At 71.1% G+C, this 16896-nt stretch carries 19 protein-coding genes and 1 pseudogene; all 20 read right to left on the bottom strand.

The genetic code is table 11. From position 1 onward, the window contains the following. Positions 1-858 (bottom strand): annotated as a pseudogene (locus GT354_RS35280) (hypothetical protein); the annotation flags it as partial. Between the two features lie 64 nt (positions 859-922). Further along, the gene (locus GT354_RS35285; protein ID WP_161360460.1) at positions 923-1675 is read right to left on the bottom strand and encodes a hypothetical protein; all 753 of its coding nucleotides are present in this window, start codon (positions 1673-1675) and stop codon (positions 923-925) included. After that, positions 1675-2772: a hypothetical protein gene (locus GT354_RS35290; protein ID WP_161360461.1), complete on the bottom strand. Its 1098-nt coding sequence runs from the start codon at positions 2770-2772 to the stop codon at positions 1675-1677. Before GT354_RS35290 ends, GT354_RS35285 begins: the two co-directional genes overlap by 1 nt. Beyond that, entirely contained in the window at positions 2769-3860 is a 1092-nt protein-coding gene (locus GT354_RS35295) for a hypothetical protein (RefSeq protein WP_161360462.1), read from the bottom strand. Before GT354_RS35295 ends, GT354_RS35290 begins: the two co-directional genes overlap by 4 nt. 13 nt (positions 3861-3873) lie before the next feature. After that, on the bottom strand, positions 3874-4743 hold the full coding sequence (locus GT354_RS35300; RefSeq protein WP_346012327.1) for a hypothetical protein: 870 nt from the start codon (positions 4741-4743) through the stop codon (positions 3874-3876). A 2-nt stretch (positions 4744-4745) separates the two neighbouring features. Next, positions 4746-7448, bottom strand: coding sequence for a phage tail tape measure protein (locus GT354_RS35305; protein WP_161360464.1), 2703 nt, complete (start codon positions 7446-7448; stop codon positions 4746-4748). 27 nt (positions 7449-7475) lie between these two features. Further along, positions 7476-7688, bottom strand: coding sequence for a hypothetical protein (locus tag GT354_RS35310; RefSeq protein ID WP_161360465.1), 213 nt, complete (start codon positions 7686-7688; stop codon positions 7476-7478). Next, entirely contained in the window at positions 7685-8131 is a 447-nt protein-coding gene (locus tag GT354_RS35315) for a hypothetical protein (RefSeq protein WP_161360466.1), read from the bottom strand. Before GT354_RS35315 ends, GT354_RS35310 begins: the two co-directional genes overlap by 4 nt. Next, on the bottom strand, positions 8128-8583 hold the full coding sequence (locus tag GT354_RS35320) for a hypothetical protein (protein ID WP_161360467.1): 456 nt from the start codon (positions 8581-8583) through the stop codon (positions 8128-8130). The genes GT354_RS35315 and GT354_RS35320 overlap by 4 nt, the downstream gene beginning before the upstream one ends. 12 nt (positions 8584-8595) lie before the next feature. Beyond that, positions 8596-9027: a minor capsid protein gene (locus tag GT354_RS35325; protein ID WP_161360468.1), complete on the bottom strand. Its 432-nt coding sequence runs from the start codon at positions 9025-9027 to the stop codon at positions 8596-8598. Next, positions 9020-9370 carry a hypothetical protein gene (locus GT354_RS35330; RefSeq protein WP_161360469.1) on the bottom strand — a complete coding sequence of 117 codons (351 nt, stop codon included), beginning with the start codon at positions 9368-9370 and terminating at the stop codon, positions 9020-9022. The genes GT354_RS35325 and GT354_RS35330 overlap by 8 nt, the downstream gene beginning before the upstream one ends. Beyond that, positions 9367-9684, bottom strand: coding sequence for a hypothetical protein (locus GT354_RS35335; protein ID WP_161360470.1), 318 nt, complete (start codon positions 9682-9684; stop codon positions 9367-9369). Before GT354_RS35335 ends, GT354_RS35330 begins: the two co-directional genes overlap by 4 nt. Beyond that, a complete protein-coding gene (locus GT354_RS35340) occupies positions 9684-10091 on the bottom strand; it encodes a hypothetical protein (protein ID WP_161360471.1) in 408 nt (135 codons plus the stop codon). The genes GT354_RS35335 and GT354_RS35340 overlap by 1 nt, the downstream gene beginning before the upstream one ends. A 3-nt stretch (positions 10092-10094) precedes the next feature. Further along, positions 10095-10454, bottom strand: a complete 360-nt coding sequence (locus GT354_RS35345; RefSeq protein WP_161360472.1) for a hypothetical protein — start codon at positions 10452-10454, stop codon at positions 10095-10097. Then, positions 10439-10783, bottom strand: coding sequence for a hypothetical protein (locus tag GT354_RS35350; RefSeq protein ID WP_161360473.1), 345 nt, complete (start codon positions 10781-10783; stop codon positions 10439-10441). The genes GT354_RS35345 and GT354_RS35350 overlap by 16 nt, the downstream gene beginning before the upstream one ends. Positions 10784-10788: 5 nt before the next feature. Further along, a complete protein-coding gene (locus tag GT354_RS35355) occupies positions 10789-11988 on the bottom strand; it encodes a DUF5309 family protein (RefSeq protein ID WP_161360474.1) in 1200 nt (399 codons plus the stop codon). 19 nt (positions 11989-12007) lie between these two features. Beyond that, positions 12008-12604, bottom strand: coding sequence for a hypothetical protein (locus GT354_RS35360; RefSeq protein WP_161360475.1), 597 nt, complete (start codon positions 12602-12604; stop codon positions 12008-12010). Between the two features lie 14 nt (positions 12605-12618). Next, entirely contained in the window at positions 12619-14031 is a 1413-nt protein-coding gene (locus GT354_RS35365; RefSeq protein ID WP_161360476.1) for a phage minor capsid protein, read from the bottom strand. A gap of 14 nt (positions 14032-14045) precedes the next feature. Then, the gene (locus GT354_RS35370; protein WP_161360477.1) at positions 14046-15647 is read right to left on the bottom strand and encodes a phage portal protein; all 1602 of its coding nucleotides are present in this window, start codon (positions 15645-15647) and stop codon (positions 14046-14048) included. Next, positions 15634-16896, bottom strand: a complete 1263-nt coding sequence (locus GT354_RS35375) for a phage terminase large subunit (protein ID WP_237535787.1) — start codon at positions 16894-16896, stop codon at positions 15634-15636. Before GT354_RS35375 ends, GT354_RS35370 begins: the two co-directional genes overlap by 14 nt.

A 16896-nucleotide genomic window follows, 5' to 3' on the forward strand; every position in this document is an offset into this window, starting at 1 on the left:
GTCGGCGGCGAGCGCGGCCGCGACCCCCGCCGCGTCCACCTGCACCGGGACCGGCGCCGCGACCCGCGCGGCGACGGCGTCGATCCGCGCGCCGAGCGTGGCGGCTGCGCCCTCGACGGCCGCCGTGACCACGGCGCGGGTCCTGACCTCGACATCATCCCTCCACTGCTGCACGGATCCGGCGGTCCGAGTCAGCCCCGGCCGGGACGGATCCGGCAGTTCGAAACCCCAAACTTCGGCCGCGACTTCGCGGGCACTGGGCATGTCGTCCTCCTGGGTGGGTGGGGTCGTCGCGGTCGCGGCGGCCCACAGTCGTTCGGGTCGGATGGCGCCGGGGTCGCCGTGGTCGTTGCCGGGGATGTTCGCGTGGCAGTAGTGGCCGGCTTGTCCGAGCCACACCGCGCGGTCGCGCCTGGACCCGCCCGGGTAGGCGGGCGGCGGCCCCATCGGGAACCGGTCCGGGATGCCCCACGATCGGATGGCCCGCATCATTGCCCGGTAGTTCGGGCCGGGGTGCCAACTCCCCTGCTCGGTGAACGGCGCCGCGGCGCGGCCGAGCACCTCGATCTGGATGCAGACCTCGCCGACCCTGTTCGACCGGGTCGAGCCGTCGTTCCGCAACGCTCGCGCGGACTGGTCGAGCGCGCAGTACTGGCCGAGCGCGTCCGTCTCCGGGTCGTACACCAGGTGCGGCCACACCTGCTCGCGCAACAGGTAGTCGGCCATCGACCGCCACATCGGTGCGCCGGTCGGCGACTCGACGGTGTGCCACACCACGCGCGGCGGACCGCCGTCCATCGTGCCGCCGGTGACGCGGCCGATCTGCTCGGCCTCGGCAATCCAGCGTGTGCCAGCCATGGGCCCTCCTTCGGTGGGCATGCGAAACGCCCCGGCCGGCGGCTCGGGGCGTGGACGACGGGCTCTACGGTGTGCCGGATCCCCACGACCCGAACACGGCGGCGGACACCTTGCCGGACCCGCTGGTGCGGCGGGCCTCCAGCGTCAGATGCATCTCGGTGTGGATCGGTACCGACGACACGTCCGCCGTGATGTAGTCGATCCACGTGGTCCCGCCGGAGTTGTTGACGACCACGTTGCCGACCGGGCTTCCGTTGGCGGTGATCCGCAGCTCGCCGTGGGCGTCGCCGAAACAGCCCAATCCCACGCGGGCGGTGATGCGGGGATGCTGCCGCGGTGACGTCGAGGTGTACAGGCCGTCGAACGAACTGTTCGTCGTGGAGCTCCACTCGTCGGACCGCAGACGGCCCCACCCGTGAGCCAACCAGGGCGTATCCAGGCCGCCCACGCGGTCCGTGGTCATCACGATGGTGCCGTTCGTGTCGCGGATCCACAGCCGCTGAACGTCCGCACCGGGTTGGCCTGCCGAGGCGGCGCCGGGCGCATAGATGCCGAGGGCGAGCGTGGCCTGGTCGTCACGGGCGAGCAGCCCACGCTGCGGCGAACCGTCCTGGTACGGAAAGAAAATGTCACCGAAAAGCAGGCCCTGATTCCCGGACGACGAGTCGACTCGAAGGGTGCCGCCCGACCCGATTCGAACGAGGCCGTCGATCACCTGGTCGAGCGCCGGCCGGATGTTCACCCGCCCCGCGATCTGCCGCACGGTGTCCTCGATCCGGCGGATACGGTCCAGCAGGTCGGTGGGGATCGCGGGCATCAGGCGGCCTCCAGGTACAGGCGTGCGGTCTCGACGCTGCCGCGCGCGGCCGGGGTGACGGCGCGGCCGACGACCCGATGCCGCAGCGAGATGCCGTCGGGAAACCACAGGTCACGGATGCGCAGCCGCACGTGCGCGCCGAGCTGCGGCAACGGCACGCCGCCGGTGCGGATCGTGACGCTCGGGATGATCTGCGGGTCGCGGGCTCGGGCGAGGTCGGCGCGGGCGTGCGCGTCGAGTACCGTCTGTGTCTCGACCGTCGAGTAGTCCGAGGTCCCGTCCATGCGGGGCCAGCCGGCGTCGATCAGGTCGTCGTTCGACCACACCGCCGACATCAACGGCGTGGAGTCCGACGCCTGGTTGCGGTTGACGCTCGCGCCGCGGCTCTGCCAATGGGTGGCCTGGGTGCTGCCGTCCTCCGGCAGCTCGTACGCCTGGATCGGCCCCGGGTAGGACAGAACCGTGTCCTGCGATCCCGACGTGATGCGTGGGTATCCGAGCACGAGCTGCTTGGTCCGGGCGCCGAGCTCGTTGCGGTAGCTGCTGATCCGCCACTCGAAGCCGTTCTCGACGGCCACGAGCTCGTCGAGCAATTTGCGGATGGTCGGCAGGTCGTACCGGGAGTACGTGCGGTCGCGGGCGACGCCGGACACCGTGGCGTAGTCAATCGTGACGCCGATGTCGCCGCCGGCCGCGCTCGACGCGTAGTCGATCAGGCCGCGCGCGATGTCGAACTGGTCGACGCCGGCGCCGATCTGCGTGTCCATCAGCAACCGGCGGTCGTAGTACGACTCCCACGATGCGGCCTGGATGGGCATCGTCGCGCGGCCTCGGTCGTCGACCGCGCGGGAGCGGGTCATCAGGATGCCGCCCCACGTGACCTCGCTGCCGGTCTCCAGCCACACCGCCGTGCGGCGGGTCGCCAGTCGAGATGCGCGGCGAGCGAGGTTGACGGACGTCACCGGGATGGTGCCGCGCAGCGACCCGGGTTTGCCGATCCAGTCGTCCCAGCCGAGGCCGTCGACGGGCAGTGCGTCGATGACCTGGTCAGTGCGCAGGTCACAGAACAGGACGCGGGACGGCGACGGCGCCGTCACGACGCGCCTTGGTAGGTGAGCTGGGCGATGAACCAGTTGTTGGTGGTCCAGGTCGCGGGCGTGGTCGGCCCGGACTGCCCGCCGGCGGCATCGACCAGGACGAGTTTGCCGGAGGTGCCCGTGGGCTGCATGTAGCAGGTCATGGACCTGATTCCGCCGACGACCGCGAGCGCACTGCCGACATAGCCCGACTCGGACCAGGCCGACGCTGCGGGCGCGACCGGCAGCGTGAAAAACCAGGGACCGATGCCCGGACCGCTGCTCGTCGTCGTGCCCCACTTCTGGGCGATCCTCACCGTGTAGGTCCGGCCGGTCTTCGTGTAGTGCGCCTCCCTCGACCCGTTGCCCAGGGACGGTGTGCCGGTCAGGCTCTCCCACGCCATGGCGTACGGGGTCCAGGCACCGAGCGGGATCGCCCCCAACGCGGCCGACACTGCCGACGGCATCGCGAACTCGACCCATGCGCCGCCGTTCCACTGGCACAGTCGGTCGGCCACGATCCGCACCTGGCCGACGTACGCGCCGGCGGCCGCCGACGCGTCGACGGGCAGGATGCCGCCGACCGCCACGGTGTACGCACGCAGGTCGGTGGCGCCGCCCCACGCCAGGCCGCCGGTGCCCGCGCTCGCCCCGGCCGGCACCGTGATCTGGTAGAGCGGCATCGTCGTCGGCGACGGCATCGCGGGTACCGTCGGCGAGCCGGCCTCGGTGCCCTTCACGATGACGATGTTGCCGATGTACTGGCCGCCTGCGTCGTACACGTGGTCGTAGACCCGCAGGGCGATCACGTCGATGCGGGCGAGCGAGGCGTGCCCTGGATCGAGGGTGACGGCGTGCGGCGCCGTTACGGCGGCGGCGTAGGCGCCCTGCGTGGAGGTGCCCTGCACGACGGCGCGGCCGAGGCCGATCGTCGCGGTCATTCCGGACCCGGACAACGCCATTGGGTTGCCGCCCGGGATCAGGCCAGCCCGGGTGGTCATGGTGCCCGTCGGCCACATCGTGCCGATCGGAGACAGGCGAGTGTCCTCGCGGGACTGCCCGCCGGCCGTGCCGGGCGACGGGTACAGCCAGCTCACACGAACGGTCACGCTGACCTCCAGGTCACCAGTGGGCGGATCGCCAGCGGACCGTCATGGTCGCGGCGGGGTCGGTCGAGCCGGGCGCGGCCCGGTAGGCAAGATCGGTGGAGCCCGGTTCGAGGACGAACCACTCCTCCGGGACCGAGCGCGCGGTCGCGGTGTACAGCCGGTCGGCGCCGTTCAGGAGGACCGACCCGGCGGCGGTGTCGATCGTGAGGGTCTCGCTCGCGGCGAGGGTCACGTCGTACTCCAGACGCGCGCCGTCGCTCAGGCGAACGCACGATGGTCGATCGGTGGGGCCACGGAACTCGATCGTCGGCGAGCTCGGCGCCGTGCCCGCGTTGACGACGTCGACGCTGCCGGGCACGGCGGGCGTGCCCCAATCGAGCGGCCACGTCAGCGGGAACGTCAGCCCGGACTCGGCCTGCGGCAGGCCGGTGACGGCGACTTGCTCGGCGAGCTCGTACCGGCGCGGATCCGAGCACAACCACTGGAGCGTAACGCCCACGATCGTCCCGACCCGGTACGCCCGGTCGACGGGCAGGCGCCGCCGGATCACCCGGCCGTACGCGAGGAGCGGCCCGCGGCTGTCGAGCCACACCACCAGCGGCTGTTCGTCCGTCCGAACCCCGGTCGCGGCGTTCAGCGCGGCAACCGTCGCACCGACCTGGTCCGCCGAGACGCGCACGATCACCTCGGCCGTCACGGTCCGGGACTGCGCGAGGAGCGGCCCGACCGCCGACCCGTGACGGCCGGAGTACAGGACGCTCGCGTCGTCCAGGTCCGGTAGCTCCTCCCAGCCCTCCAGCGACCGCAGCCGCAGCGGGTCCGTCCCGAGCACCAGGCCGGACCACTCCACCTGACCCACGGCGGCAACGAGTGCACCGATCACGGTCACCTCCCCCGCAATTCCCAGTCGAGGGCGTGGGCCATCTGCTCCGGCGTTTCGCCGGAGCTGTGCCATCCGCCGTTGATCTGGACCATCGGCCCGGTGCGCTCGGCCGCGACCGGTGTGGTGCCGCCGACCGACGCGATCCGCGCGGGCATCGCCATCGACGGCATCGACGCCGTGAGCTCCCCGAGCTGCGCGCGTAGGGCCGGTGTTTGGCTGTCGATCCCGCGCATGAACCCCTGCATGACCAGGCGCCCGTTCGCCGTCAGCAACTTGGCGTCTGTGGCCGGCGGACCCTTCCAGTCGGGCAGCATGTCCGTCAAGTTGGACAAGGTGCTCTTGACGTCGTTGAACATCGACTTGGCCCCGTTGATCAGGCCCTTGACGATGTCCACGCCCGCGTTCCAGAGGAGCCGTTGGAGGTCGCCCAGGCCGCCCAGGACGTCCCCGGGGAGCCCGCGCACCCACGCCATGAGCTCCTCGCCCTTCGCGACGGCGCCGCGCTTCATGTCGCCGAAGAAGCCGGTCACGCTGCCGACCATCCCGGACACCTTGCTGGAGACCCACTCGGCGCCGTCCGAGGCGGCGCCCTTGACCGACCGCCACGCGCCCGTCACCAGGTTCGAGACCCAGCCCCACGCCGCCCGCGTGGCGCCGACGATCTCGTCCCACCAGTAGATGACGGCTGCCGCGACCGCGATCACCAGCGCGATCGCCCACCCGACAGGGCCCATCCCGATCAGCCAGGCAAGCGCCATCTGGGCACCACGGATGAGGGCCTGACTGCCCATCAGCACCCACTGAGCAACCACGACGGCCGCCGACACGACGGCCTGCCCGGCCGCCGCAATCCACCCGCCGATCACCGCCCAATGCGCGAGCACCGACGTTGCCGCCGACGTCGTCGCAGTCGTGCGGGTGAGGATCCACGCCGCAACCTGCGTCGCCGCGCTGACCGTCGCGCCAGCCGCCGCCGCGACCATCGCGGGCAACAGGATGATGGTGATGATCGAGGCGACCGCGAGTAGCGGCTCCCGGTTGTTGCCGATCCACGTCGCGGTGGTCTTCACGGCGGGCACGACGTCGTCCCGCAGCACGCGGCCTGTCGCCATTGCGGCAGGCACGACGTGGTCGTTGAGCCAGCCGCCAACTTCCCGCAGCACGGGCACCAGGTCGTCCCGGACCGCACCGCCGGCCGACCGCACAGCAGGCACGACGTGGTCGTTGAGCCAGCCGCCGAACGTGATCAGGCGAGGAACGACCTTGTCGCCGAGTACCTCCACGAACGCCTGCGTCAGGTGCCGCTTGAACTGCTCGACCTTCACCCCGGCGTTGTCGCGCAGCGTGGCCCCCGCCTTGTCAGCCGCGCCCGCCACCTCGCCCAGACCCGCGACAGCGGTCGAGGGATCCATCTTGCTCAAGGCCTGCCCCAAATCCTCGGCCTTGGTCCCGAACAGTCCCACCGCGACGGTCGATGCGGTGGCCGGGTCCTTGATCGCGCGGATCCGGGCGAACACGTCGTTCAGGGCGGCGGAGGCACCCGGGCCGCCCTTGGCGAACACGTCGATCATCGTCTTCGCGTCGAGGCCGAGGGCCTTGTACGCGTCGGCGGCGCCCTGCGAGCCGTCGATCGACAAAAGCGAGAACTCCTTGACGGCGTCGGCCGCCGTGTCGGCGTCGCGTGCACCGCCCTGGAGCGCCTGCTGCATCAGGCCGAGCGCCATCGTCGAGTCGAGCCCGACCTTTTTGAACTGCACGCTGTATTCGACGAACGTGTCGAGCAAGTCCTCGGCGCTGTTTACGCCGATCTGGGTGCCGCGCACCAGGACGTCCATCGCTTCGGTCGCGGACCCGGCGATGCCGCTCTTGAGCATCCGGGAGACGGCGGCGGACACCTTGCTGAAGTCCTCGCCCATCAGCGTCGCCGTGTCGGCCACGTGTGTGGCCATCTCGGTCATCTGCTGCTTGGACGCGCCGGGCGGCAGCAGCCCGTGTTGGGCGATGCCCCGCACGACTTCGGCGGCGTCCTCCACCGAGTCGACGATTGCCCCGGAGTACAGGGCGCCGGTGATCTTGCCGTAGCGCGCGGCGTCCGCGCTGGTTCCTCCGAGTTGCGCGGCGAGCTTGGAGTTGATCTGGCCCTGGTCCATCGCCTCGCTGATGCCGGCGAACAGAGCGGCGCCCGCAGCAGCCGCGGCGACGACCGCTGCCGCAACGAGCTTCTTCGTCAACGACATGCCGCCGGCCTCGCCCGCGGCCTCGCCTGCGTCGCTCGCCTCCTGGGTGAGGGACCGGTCGAGTGCGTCGCCCGCGTCCTGTCCGGCATCGGCGCCCGCGGACGTGGCCGCGCTGTCGAGGGAGCGGTCGAGTGCCGTGCCCGCGCTCGATCCGGCCTGCCGGGCGCCGGCGTCGAGCTGGGCCTGAAGCGCGGCGGCCGACGCGTCGCCAGCCTGGCCGCCCGCCGAACCCGCACCCGGCGTCAGGGTGTTCGCCAGGCCCTGGACGACGGATGCGGCGCCCGCGCGCACTTGGTCGACGAGCCTGCCGATCAGGCCCTGTCCGGCGCCGGTACCCGCCTGCTCGGACGTGCGGGTGACGTCGCCCGCGAGGGCCTGCATGACTGCGGTGACGTGGCTCGCCCCGCGGTCCAGGTCGCGCGTCTCCAGGCTCGCGAAGCCCACCAACTCGCCGACGTTGAGCGCCACGGATCACCACCTCCGTGGGGTACTGCGTCAGGTCGCGGGGATGCCCGTGATGGCTGCGATCTCGCCTGGGTTGACGACGGCGCGCGGTGTGCGACGCCATGCCTCGCGGAACAGGGCGTCCGGGGACAGGCCGGAGATGCAGACACCGAACTCGCGTGTGGTCAGAGCTCGTACGGCGTGAGCGTCGAGGCCGTACTCACGCCGCAAGTCGGCCTCGACGACCCGCCAACTGCGGATCACCGCTTGCCAGAACTCTTCGTTCTCTTGCTGCTCTTGGCGGCTGCGCGCTTTGCCGCCCTGTTCGCCGGGACTTTTCCCGCCTCGTCCTCCTCAACCGAGGCCGCGGCTTCGGCCAGGGTCATGGATCCGGGCGAGGTCATGTTGGCGCCGGCCCACCGCATCAGGACACCGAGGGAGTCGGAAGCGAACGGGCTCGTCGACTCCCACTCGTCGAGCGCGGCGGCGCCGAAGATCGGTACCAGGATGTCCCGCATCACGCCCGGATCCTCCGACTTGGAGAGACGCCGGGTCATCAGGGTGAACGCGATCGGGACGCCGATCGGAAGCGTGTAGATCTCGCCGCCGATCTTGATGCTTGCCGGGCGGATCTCGGCCTGGGTCTCGACGATGAACGCGTCGAAGTCCTCGGGCTCCAATGCCTCTACGGGTGCGCGCTCGCTCATGCGACCGGCATGGTCGTCGGGGCGCCGGAGCGGCGGAACGTGCAGGACCAGGTGCTCTTGTCGTTGTTGCCGCCACCCTTTTCACCGGGGCTCATCGTCGCGTCCCAGACCGCCCACAGGTCGGTTTGGCTCTCGTGGCGAAAGCGCACCCGGTTGTGCGAGTCGACGCCGAGCCGCGGCATCCACACGGTGTCGATGTACGCCTGACCCGGGTCCTGCGCGCCGGTCACGGTGTCGACGGCGTGCTGACCCTCCAGGGCCAGGCTCGCCCCCCGCTGCATGACGTCTTCCTCGTAGTTGCCGTCCGACCCGAAGTGGGTCGTTTCGGCGGTCTCCTCGTTTTCGCCCGGGTTGAGCTTGAACGAACTGATGTTGCTGATGGTCAGCCAGGTATCCGGGGCGGATTCGACCTGGTAGAGCCAGCCGCGGGCGTCGATGGGGCGCTGTGTCATGGGGGTTCCTCCTCAGGGGCGGTGCATCGTGGGCGCGCCCACGGTCAGCCGGTAGTTGGTGACGTGCTCGTGCCGTCCGTTCGCGTCCACGCCGATGGCCTGCGGCGGCGCCTGCCCGATGCAGAGCACGAGCCAGGTGCCGTCCGGGAGCGCGATGCGGGTGAGGCCGTGCAGGGCCGAGTAAATGCGGTACGAGCGGCGGCGCGAGACGCGCGGGTCGGCCGTACCGCGCACACGGACCTGCAACGAGGGTTCGTCGATCGGGACGCGCGAGTCCGGTTCGGCGCCGCCGTACAGCGTGAGCGCGACCGCCTCGCCCGGGGACGGCGGCAGGAACTCGGCGAACGTGTCGCCGCTCGCGCCGTCTGTGTCGTAGTCGAGCAGGTCGAGGCCGGCCAGGTAGCGGGCGATGCCGTCGATCAGGTCGAGGTCGTCGTCAGCCACGGGTCGCCCGCCGCACTCGCGCGGCGACGAGCGCCATGATCTGCTCGCCCGAGGCCGAGAAAGGGAGTTCGAGGTATTTGGCGACCCGGCCGGGCAGGTGGTTGGCCGTTAGATCCTCGTGCTGCCGGACGGCGTACGGCGTGGAGTAGCTGACCGCGCCGGTCAGGGTGCCACGGTCCACGCTCGCGACGCCAGAGCGTTCGAGGGTCGCCTCGTCGAGCGGGACCACCTTGCGGCTCTCGCTCAGCGCGTACTCCATGCCCAGGTACAAGCCGTCCGCCATCGCGCCCTTCATGTCGGCGACGGCCTGGTCGACCGACAGCCGCAGCGTTGCGCGGGTCATTCGAGACTCACCTCTTGGTGGTCGGGTGTGGGCAGGCCGCCGCCGTTGCGGTCCGCCGTGCTGATGGCCACGGTTCGGCGCCCGGACGGCAGGGTGACCCTCGATCCGGGCGGGCAGGCGACGCCGCGGCGGACGTAGACCGTGGTCGAGGAGGTGACCTCGGCGCCGGTCGGCGACCGCACGATGCGCGTCGTGTCGTCGACCATCGCCCGCACGGTGAGCTCGGCGCCGTACAGGGGCCCGTACGCGCTGTCCCCTATATAGGGCTCGATCCGCACGCGGTGCCGCAGCAGCCACCCCGGTACGGCGCCCATCAGCAGTTCCTCACGACGCCGAGCCGCAACCGGCAGGCGAGCCGCGGCGACCGCAGCAGCGTCCACACGCGCGGCGGAATATCCTCGCCCGACGTGGCCTGCCCGGCCGCCGCGCGCGTGAGCGACACCGACCCGATCGACACCGACCCCACCGTCGCCGACGTCCCCAGGTCGTCACCCTGCTCCTCCCACCACCGCACGAGCGCGCACGTGGCGGCAGCGAACGCGGCGGTCACGGCGGGGTCGGTGGGATCGCCGGACGCGTCGACGTCGTACACGGCGGTCAGCAGCACCGCCGCGTCGAGGACGCCGGACGCGTCGGCGAGCAGCCGCGCGGCGTCGGCCGGCAGCGGTAGCTGCTCGCTCGGCCACGCCGCCGCCAGGTCCACCACGGTCGCGTACGCCACCGCTCACACCCCCGGTACATCCACGAGCAGGGCCGTCACCAGGGCGTCGGCCCCGGTGTAGTCGATGTGCACCATGCCGTCGGCCTGGCGGAACTCGCTGCCGAACGGGCCGAACAGGCGCCACCCGGCGGCGGGTACGGTGCCGGACGCGTCGGCGACCGCGCGGCCACCTCGGCCGACCGTTGCCGCCGTGACCGCCGTGACGGTCAGGGCCGTGCTGTCGCCGTTCGCCAGGTAGAGGAGCCGGCCGCGAGCCCACGCGAACGAGGAGCCGTCGACCAGGTTCGCGGCGACGTCGGCCGCCGTCGGGTCGGTGCCGTCCTCGCTCGTGATCACGGCGGCGGTGATCAGGGTGCGGGCCATGTGGCACCTCCGTACTGCTCGGCGAGTTGGTCGCGGGTCATCGCCTCGGCCACGGCCTGGTCAACGCCACGGTGTTCGACGACGAACGCGACCCACCCGGCCTTGGCCGCCGACCGCGCGGGCGGCTCCGCGAGCAGCGGTGGATCGACCACCGGCGGCGGCGCGGTGGATGCAATCGACTCGGGCGGCCTATCTTCAAGCCGCCGCCAGGGCGACCCCGGTTCGGACAGGCGGCGTTCCATCTCCGCGGCCTCGGGACTGCCCGGAACGGGCCGCACGCTCTCGGCGAGGTATGCGCCGGAGCCACGCACGTAGGTGATCGGGTTCATGCCCATCACACCTTCAGCCCGTCCATGACGGCGTGCGCACGCTCGTTGCCGTACTTGAGGCCGACCTCGCCGTAGAGCTGGACCTGGTCGGACGCTCCGGTCTTGGACAGCGGCTCCTCGAACATCACGCCCTTGCCGGGGATGTTGAGGAACACCGGGGTGAGGTGCTCCAGCGACACTGCGGCCAAGGTGTCCTGCGGCATCTGCCGGTCCATCATGACGTTGAGCGTCCCGAAGTCGGTCACCAGCGTGGTGACGTTGACGCCGCCCACGGTGCGGCTCGTCTCGGTGAACTTGCCGAATGAGTCGGCGTAGGCCCGGGAGATGGCGCGCTTTTGGCCGCTGTTGCAGAGCAGCGTTGCGGTGGACTGCTCGCTGATGCCGCCCGAATCGTAGGCGAGCTGAAGCAGGTCGCTCACGTGGTCCGGTGTCAGCGTCGTCCCCCACGGCTTGACGTACGACAGGCCGGTCGCGGTGCCCAGGACGAGGGCGGCGCCCGCGGCTGCGGTGGAGACCTTGAAGGTGTCGGTGGAGATCTGGTCGACGTAGTAGGTGCGGCCGGCCACGATGTTGGTCGCCGCCCCGGTCGCGCGGAACACGACCTTGTCGCCGTCGACCAGGCCGTGCGCGGTCGAGGTGATCGTGTCGGTGGCGCTGGTTGCGCCGGTGACGGTGGTGCTCTTGGCGATGCGGTTGGTGGTGATCGCCTGGAGCAGGCCGCGCGTCTGCCGCGCCGTCGAGTTCGACGTGGGCTTGATGTAGGAGCCGTTGATGAAGCTGAAGTTGATGTCCAGGGCCATGGACTTCAACGCCTGCTTGACTTGCCAGTCGAGCTCGTTCGTCACCGGGTTGGTGCCGCCGGAGTGGTTGAACGGCGCGGCCTGCGGCGAGGCGACCTGGCCGGTCGCGGCCTGCTTGGTGTACGACACCGACACCTGTTCCTGGTGGATCTCCAGGACGTTGGTGACGTTGTCGCGGGCGCGGCCCTCGGCGGTCGGCGCGGTCGCGCCCTCGACGCGGGTGCGCTGCGCGGGGTTGCGCAGCTCGTACGTCTCCCACTCGAACTCGACGGCGGTCGTCATGCCGCCGCCGGTGAGACCGCCGATCGCGGACAACAGCGGGGTGTCCTCCGGCGTGAGGCCGAACAGCTCGCCGGTGTAGTTGGGAAGGTTGAACGTAGTACCCATTCCGGTGATGCCGGCCATGGTCGCTCCTCAGTGATGATCAGTTGGCTTGGGCGGCACGCTGCCGCTTGAGTCGGATCGCCAGGTCGAAGTTGCGGTCGGCCTCGGCCTTGGCGATTTGGGCGTCGAGGCCGACGGGGTTGTCGCCGGACCCACCGGACAGGTCGGCGCCGGAGCGGCCCGCGCGCGGCGGGGCGAGCTTGGCGAGCTTGCCGACAGCGGCCTTGATGGCCTTGGTGTCGACCTCGCCGTCGTCGCCGACGAACTGCCGCGTGTCGATCAGGTCGGCGGCCTCGCCTAGGTCGAGCCCGGCGGCGGCGACCGTGGCACGGAACTCGGCGGCGGCGAGCTTGGCGCCGTACCGGGCCGCGGCTGCCTGCTCGCCCCGGGCCTCGGCGTCGGTGACCGCCTTTTCCTGCTCGGTCATCGACGCCTTGCGGACCTTGTCGAGTTCCTCGGCCGCCTTGGCGTTCTCCTTGGCCTGCTTCTCCCACTCCTTGGCCTGGGCCTTCCAGTCGACCTCGGGCGCGGCAGGTGTCGCAGGAGTGGCTGCCGGGGTGGGCCCGGGCGTGGGGGCGCCTTCGGCCTGTGCGGGCCCGGGCGCGGCGGGCAGTACCGGCGGCGTGGGTGTGCTCATGGGCATCTCCTGTGCTAGTCGTACTTCATGCGACGGCGGCGCATTTCCTCCGTCACCTGCGTGGCCCGAATGGTCTTCTCGGCCATCCCGACTGGGGTGGTGCCGTGCGTGGCGCGTAGGTAGGCGAGCTCGGCGCGGAGCTGCTCGTCCGGCATCCGCTTCAGGTTGCGGCGGCTCTCCGGCTTGTAGGGCACGTCGTCGTACTTCTTGGCGTCGGCCGCCTTCTTCGCTGCGGCCTTCTTCTCGGCGGCCGTCGGCGGCGTGGGCGGTGTGGGTGTCCGCAGTGCAGGCGGGCCACCCTGGCCGCCGTGACCGGCCATCGGGCGTTCCCTCTCGGGTTTGCGCCGCAGGTCCTTGTTCTTGGTGAGTTCGCGCAGCTTGGCCTGGGTGGCACGGACCTTCGCGCGCGCGGCCTTGGCGGTGGCCTCGTCGAGCGCCCCCGCCTCGCGCTTCTTCCACTTCCTCACGGTGCGTTCGAGGGCGCGCTGCCGCTGCGTGTCCTCGTAGGTGGCGCCTGCGGGATGCGGCACCGGGCGCGGCGGGCGGGACACGCCGGGCAGGTACACGGAGACGCTGCACCTGCAATTGGGGTGGAGCAAACCCTTGGATCGGGCATCCGGGAGCGAGCCGGTGATGTCGACCTTGACCCAGGCGCCGTCCTCGGTGGCGTGCTCCAGCATCACCGTGACGGGCCGGGCCTTGCCGGTGCGCCACAGGATCTTGCCCGCCCACGGATCGCACCGCGCGCAGTGGAGCGGCTGCTCGCTGACCATCACAAGCTCCTGCCCGCCGGCGCCCAGGCGGTCGCTGTGGGCGTCGATCGCCGCGCGTCCGGTCGCCGACCTGAGCGCCATCTCGGCGTACTCCGCCATGCCCCAGGCGCGGCCTCGGCTGTCGACGAAGCGGGCGACGCCCTGGTCGACGAACCTGTTGAGCGCCTGCTGTGTGGCCGCGCGGCGGGTCTCGACGCCGAGCACCGGCGCGGCAGCTGATTGGGCAATGACTTGCCGGTACACGTCGGTTGCCTGCCGCAGAATCGAGCTGTGCACCGCCGTGGTGGTGTCGAGGACGGCGGCGGCTAGGCGGTCGACCACCGCTGCGGTCGGCAGGAGCTCGGCGGCTACGGCGGCCGGGCCGGTCGCGACCGCACCGAGCTCGGCGACGGCGGCGGCCTGCCCACGGTCGTATGCCGACGCGAGGGCCTGACGGACCGTGCCGTCGGCGTCGAGCGCCAACGAGTCGAGCACCTCCGACAGCGCACCGGACAGGCCGCGCAGCGCGGCGAGGCGGTCTTCCGCCCACGTGGGCAACCCCTCGTTCCTGACGAGCGCACCTCGGATGGCCTGGATCAGGCTGTACTCGGCCGCCCGGTACAGGTCGCCAAGCACAGTGGCGAGGTTCTCGGCGACCGCAGGCGAGACCGGCACGGGCCACCTCCCGGTCACGCGAACGTCGGGGCAGCCGGCTCGGGTTCGATCGGCTCGGCCTCGGGGTCGTCCGGCTCGGGCGGTGGGATGTCGGCGCCGACCGTCGTCGGGTCGGCGGCCATGCGGCCGGACTCGCGCAGGATTGCCGCGACCTCCTGGTCGACCTGCTCGGTGTCCCAGTCGGGATGGACCGTGCGCACGCGGATCTCGGTCGAGGCGGCCTCGGCCTGCATGAGCAGGTTCGCGGTCTCGGCCAGGGTCTTGGGATCCTCCGAGATGCTGTCCTGAAACTCGACGCGCGGGCTGTCGACGACTAGGTCGCCGCTGCGGAACCGCGTGCCTGCCTCGACGGCAAGCAGGGCCTCGACGATCCTCGCCAACTCGGCCTTCCACAGCAGGGCCTTGCGGGCGCGAGTCGTCATCGACTGCCGTTCCCGGGCGCGAATCTCGGTCGCGGTCACCGCGGCGCCGTCCCCGGTGACGCCGAACGTCGCCGCGCTGTAGCCGGCCTGCCGTACGGCCTGCTCCACCAGCGCGGTGCACGTGTCGCGGTGTTGCTGGACGCGGATCTCGAACTGCACGACCTCCAAGCCGCTGCCGTCCGACTGCCCGGGGAGCATGTCCAGGCCCGAGTAGATCTCGCGGTCCTCGAACGAGGCGCCCTGTCCGGGTCCGTTGGACTGGAGCATGTAGTTCGCGGCGATGACACGGCCCTTGCCGTTGCGGATGTCGCGCATCCACGACGACCAGGTCTCGTCGAGGCCATCGAGGATGCCCTCGATCCCTTGCAGGTCCGACTGTCCCCAGTAGGCGGCGGACGGGACGTGTCGCCAGGCCCTGGCGGGGCGGATGTTGGGGACGTACGCCGCGGTGAGGTGGTGCGGTGCGCCGGTGTCGATGACGCCGTCCGGGTTCTCCTTGGCGATGCTCGCCGTGGCGGGGTGCGCGGCGAGGTCGACGCGCTTGCCAAGGGTGTTGACGCTTCCGGCGTACAGGCCGTGCAGGATGTGGCCGCGCTCGTGGCGCTCCAGGTGCCGCAGCACGGCCTGGCCGTCGATCTGGACGACGGTCCAGAACGTGGCGGCCTGGAGGCGGCCGTACCGCAGTTCGGGAATTGCGGCGTCGGCGTGGACGGCGCCGATCCACGCGTGGTCGGCGTCGACCTGGTCGTCCCACACCACGCGTAGGTAGGCGCCGCCGAGCGCCGACGCCACCTCGCCAGCCTCAAGCAGGGTGGCGTGTAGGCCGCCCTCGATCAGTTCGTCGATGCGGGCCTGAGTGGCGGCGTCCTCGCCGGGCGCGGTGATCGAGGGCGGCTCACTGAACAACAGGTTCGAGCTGGTGCGCGCGATGTCGCCCGCGAGGGGAACGTGGAGCTTGGCGCGCCGTTCGCCGAGCGGTGACGGTTGTCCCCACCACCAGCGGGCGACCCGGCCGACCATGCCGCCGCGGTGCTGTGACGGCCGGTCTCGGGGTTCGCCGTGCACGCGGTTGGTGTAGCGGTCGGCGAGGCGGTCGGGGTCGCCGGAGTACCAGGCGTCCCAGTCGGCCAGGGCGGTCTGCACAACCGGATCGGTCGGAGGCCAGGGCTGGTCGCCACCTTCAGGCAGCGGCATTGAACACCTCCTTGGGAACGTATGGGCGCCACAGCACCTCGGTGGTCGCGAGCACGTACCGACCGCCGTCCAAGCTGTGGTCGGCGACCTTGATCGGCCGGTCGTGGCCGTCGTCGGTGGCCTTGGGATCCCACGAGTAGCCGGGCGCCTCGCCGATGAACCCGCCGCACCGGTCGGAGACGACGAGGCGGCGATCACCGAGGAGCGTCGCCGTGAGGGCGATGCCGCGAGCGACGTCGTTGTCGGCGGTCGAGTTGGTCAGGCCGTCATGGTGGAGCTGGAGCCGGAACGCCGCCGCCGCAGGGTCAACGGCGACCCACTCGGGTCGCATGTGGCCGTGCGGGGTGCGCGGTTCGTCCAACCAGGAGCGCAGGCTCTCGGAGAGTTGGCCGTTGGTCAGGCGGGTCTGGGCGTGCGCGGGATCGTGGCGCCACTCGTCGACCAGCCACAGCCGGCCCTGGGCGACGCCGAGCAGGAGCGCGGCCGACGGGTTCGTCGTGCCGTGGTCGACGCCCAGGCCGATCATGCGTTCCATCGGCGGGAGCGACGCCCACGGGACGACGTGCACCGACGGATCCCACATGTCGTAGACGGCGCCCTCGGCGGCGACCCACTCGCCGAGGATGAACCGGCGGTACCACAGGCCGGTGAACTGCCTGCGGTACCGCTCCTTGATCGCGGTCGACAGGGACGGGTTGTCGTCGAGGTCGAACTTCCACACGCGCCAGTCGGCGAGCTCACGAATGCGGTCGAGGAAGCGGCGCCGCAACCAGTGCGCCGGCGAGTCCGGGTTGGTCGTGCAGAAGATCTGCGCGCCGTCGACCGAGCAGCGGCCGAGGAGCTGCTGAAAGAAGTCCTCGGCGATGACGGTGACTTCGTCCACGTAGGCGCCGGCGCACGTCATGCCACGGAGGATCTTCTCGGCTTTGGCGTCCGAGGCGCCCAGGACGTGCACGGTGCGGCCGAGGATGGTCGCGGTCGCCGCGCCGTTGGTGTATGTCGTGAGTTTGGCGAGCGGGCCGAACAGGTCCGGATCCATCAACGGGCCGAACACGTTGCGGTTGAGGCTGTCCCTGGTGCGGCCGATCACGACGAGCTGACCGCCCCGCGGCGCGGTCGAGACGTAGATCAACCAGCGCAACAGGGACGTGACGGTCTTGCCGGAACGGATGCTGCCCTCGGCCAGGTTGACGAACGCCGTCGACTCGACGATGTAGTCGACCTGCTTGTCCGAGAGGGGTTCGGGCAT

Origin of the sequence: Streptomyces sp. SID3343, from assembly GCF_009865215.1 — a bacterium.
GTDB lineage: Bacteria > Actinomycetota > Actinomycetes > Streptomycetales > Streptomycetaceae > Embleya.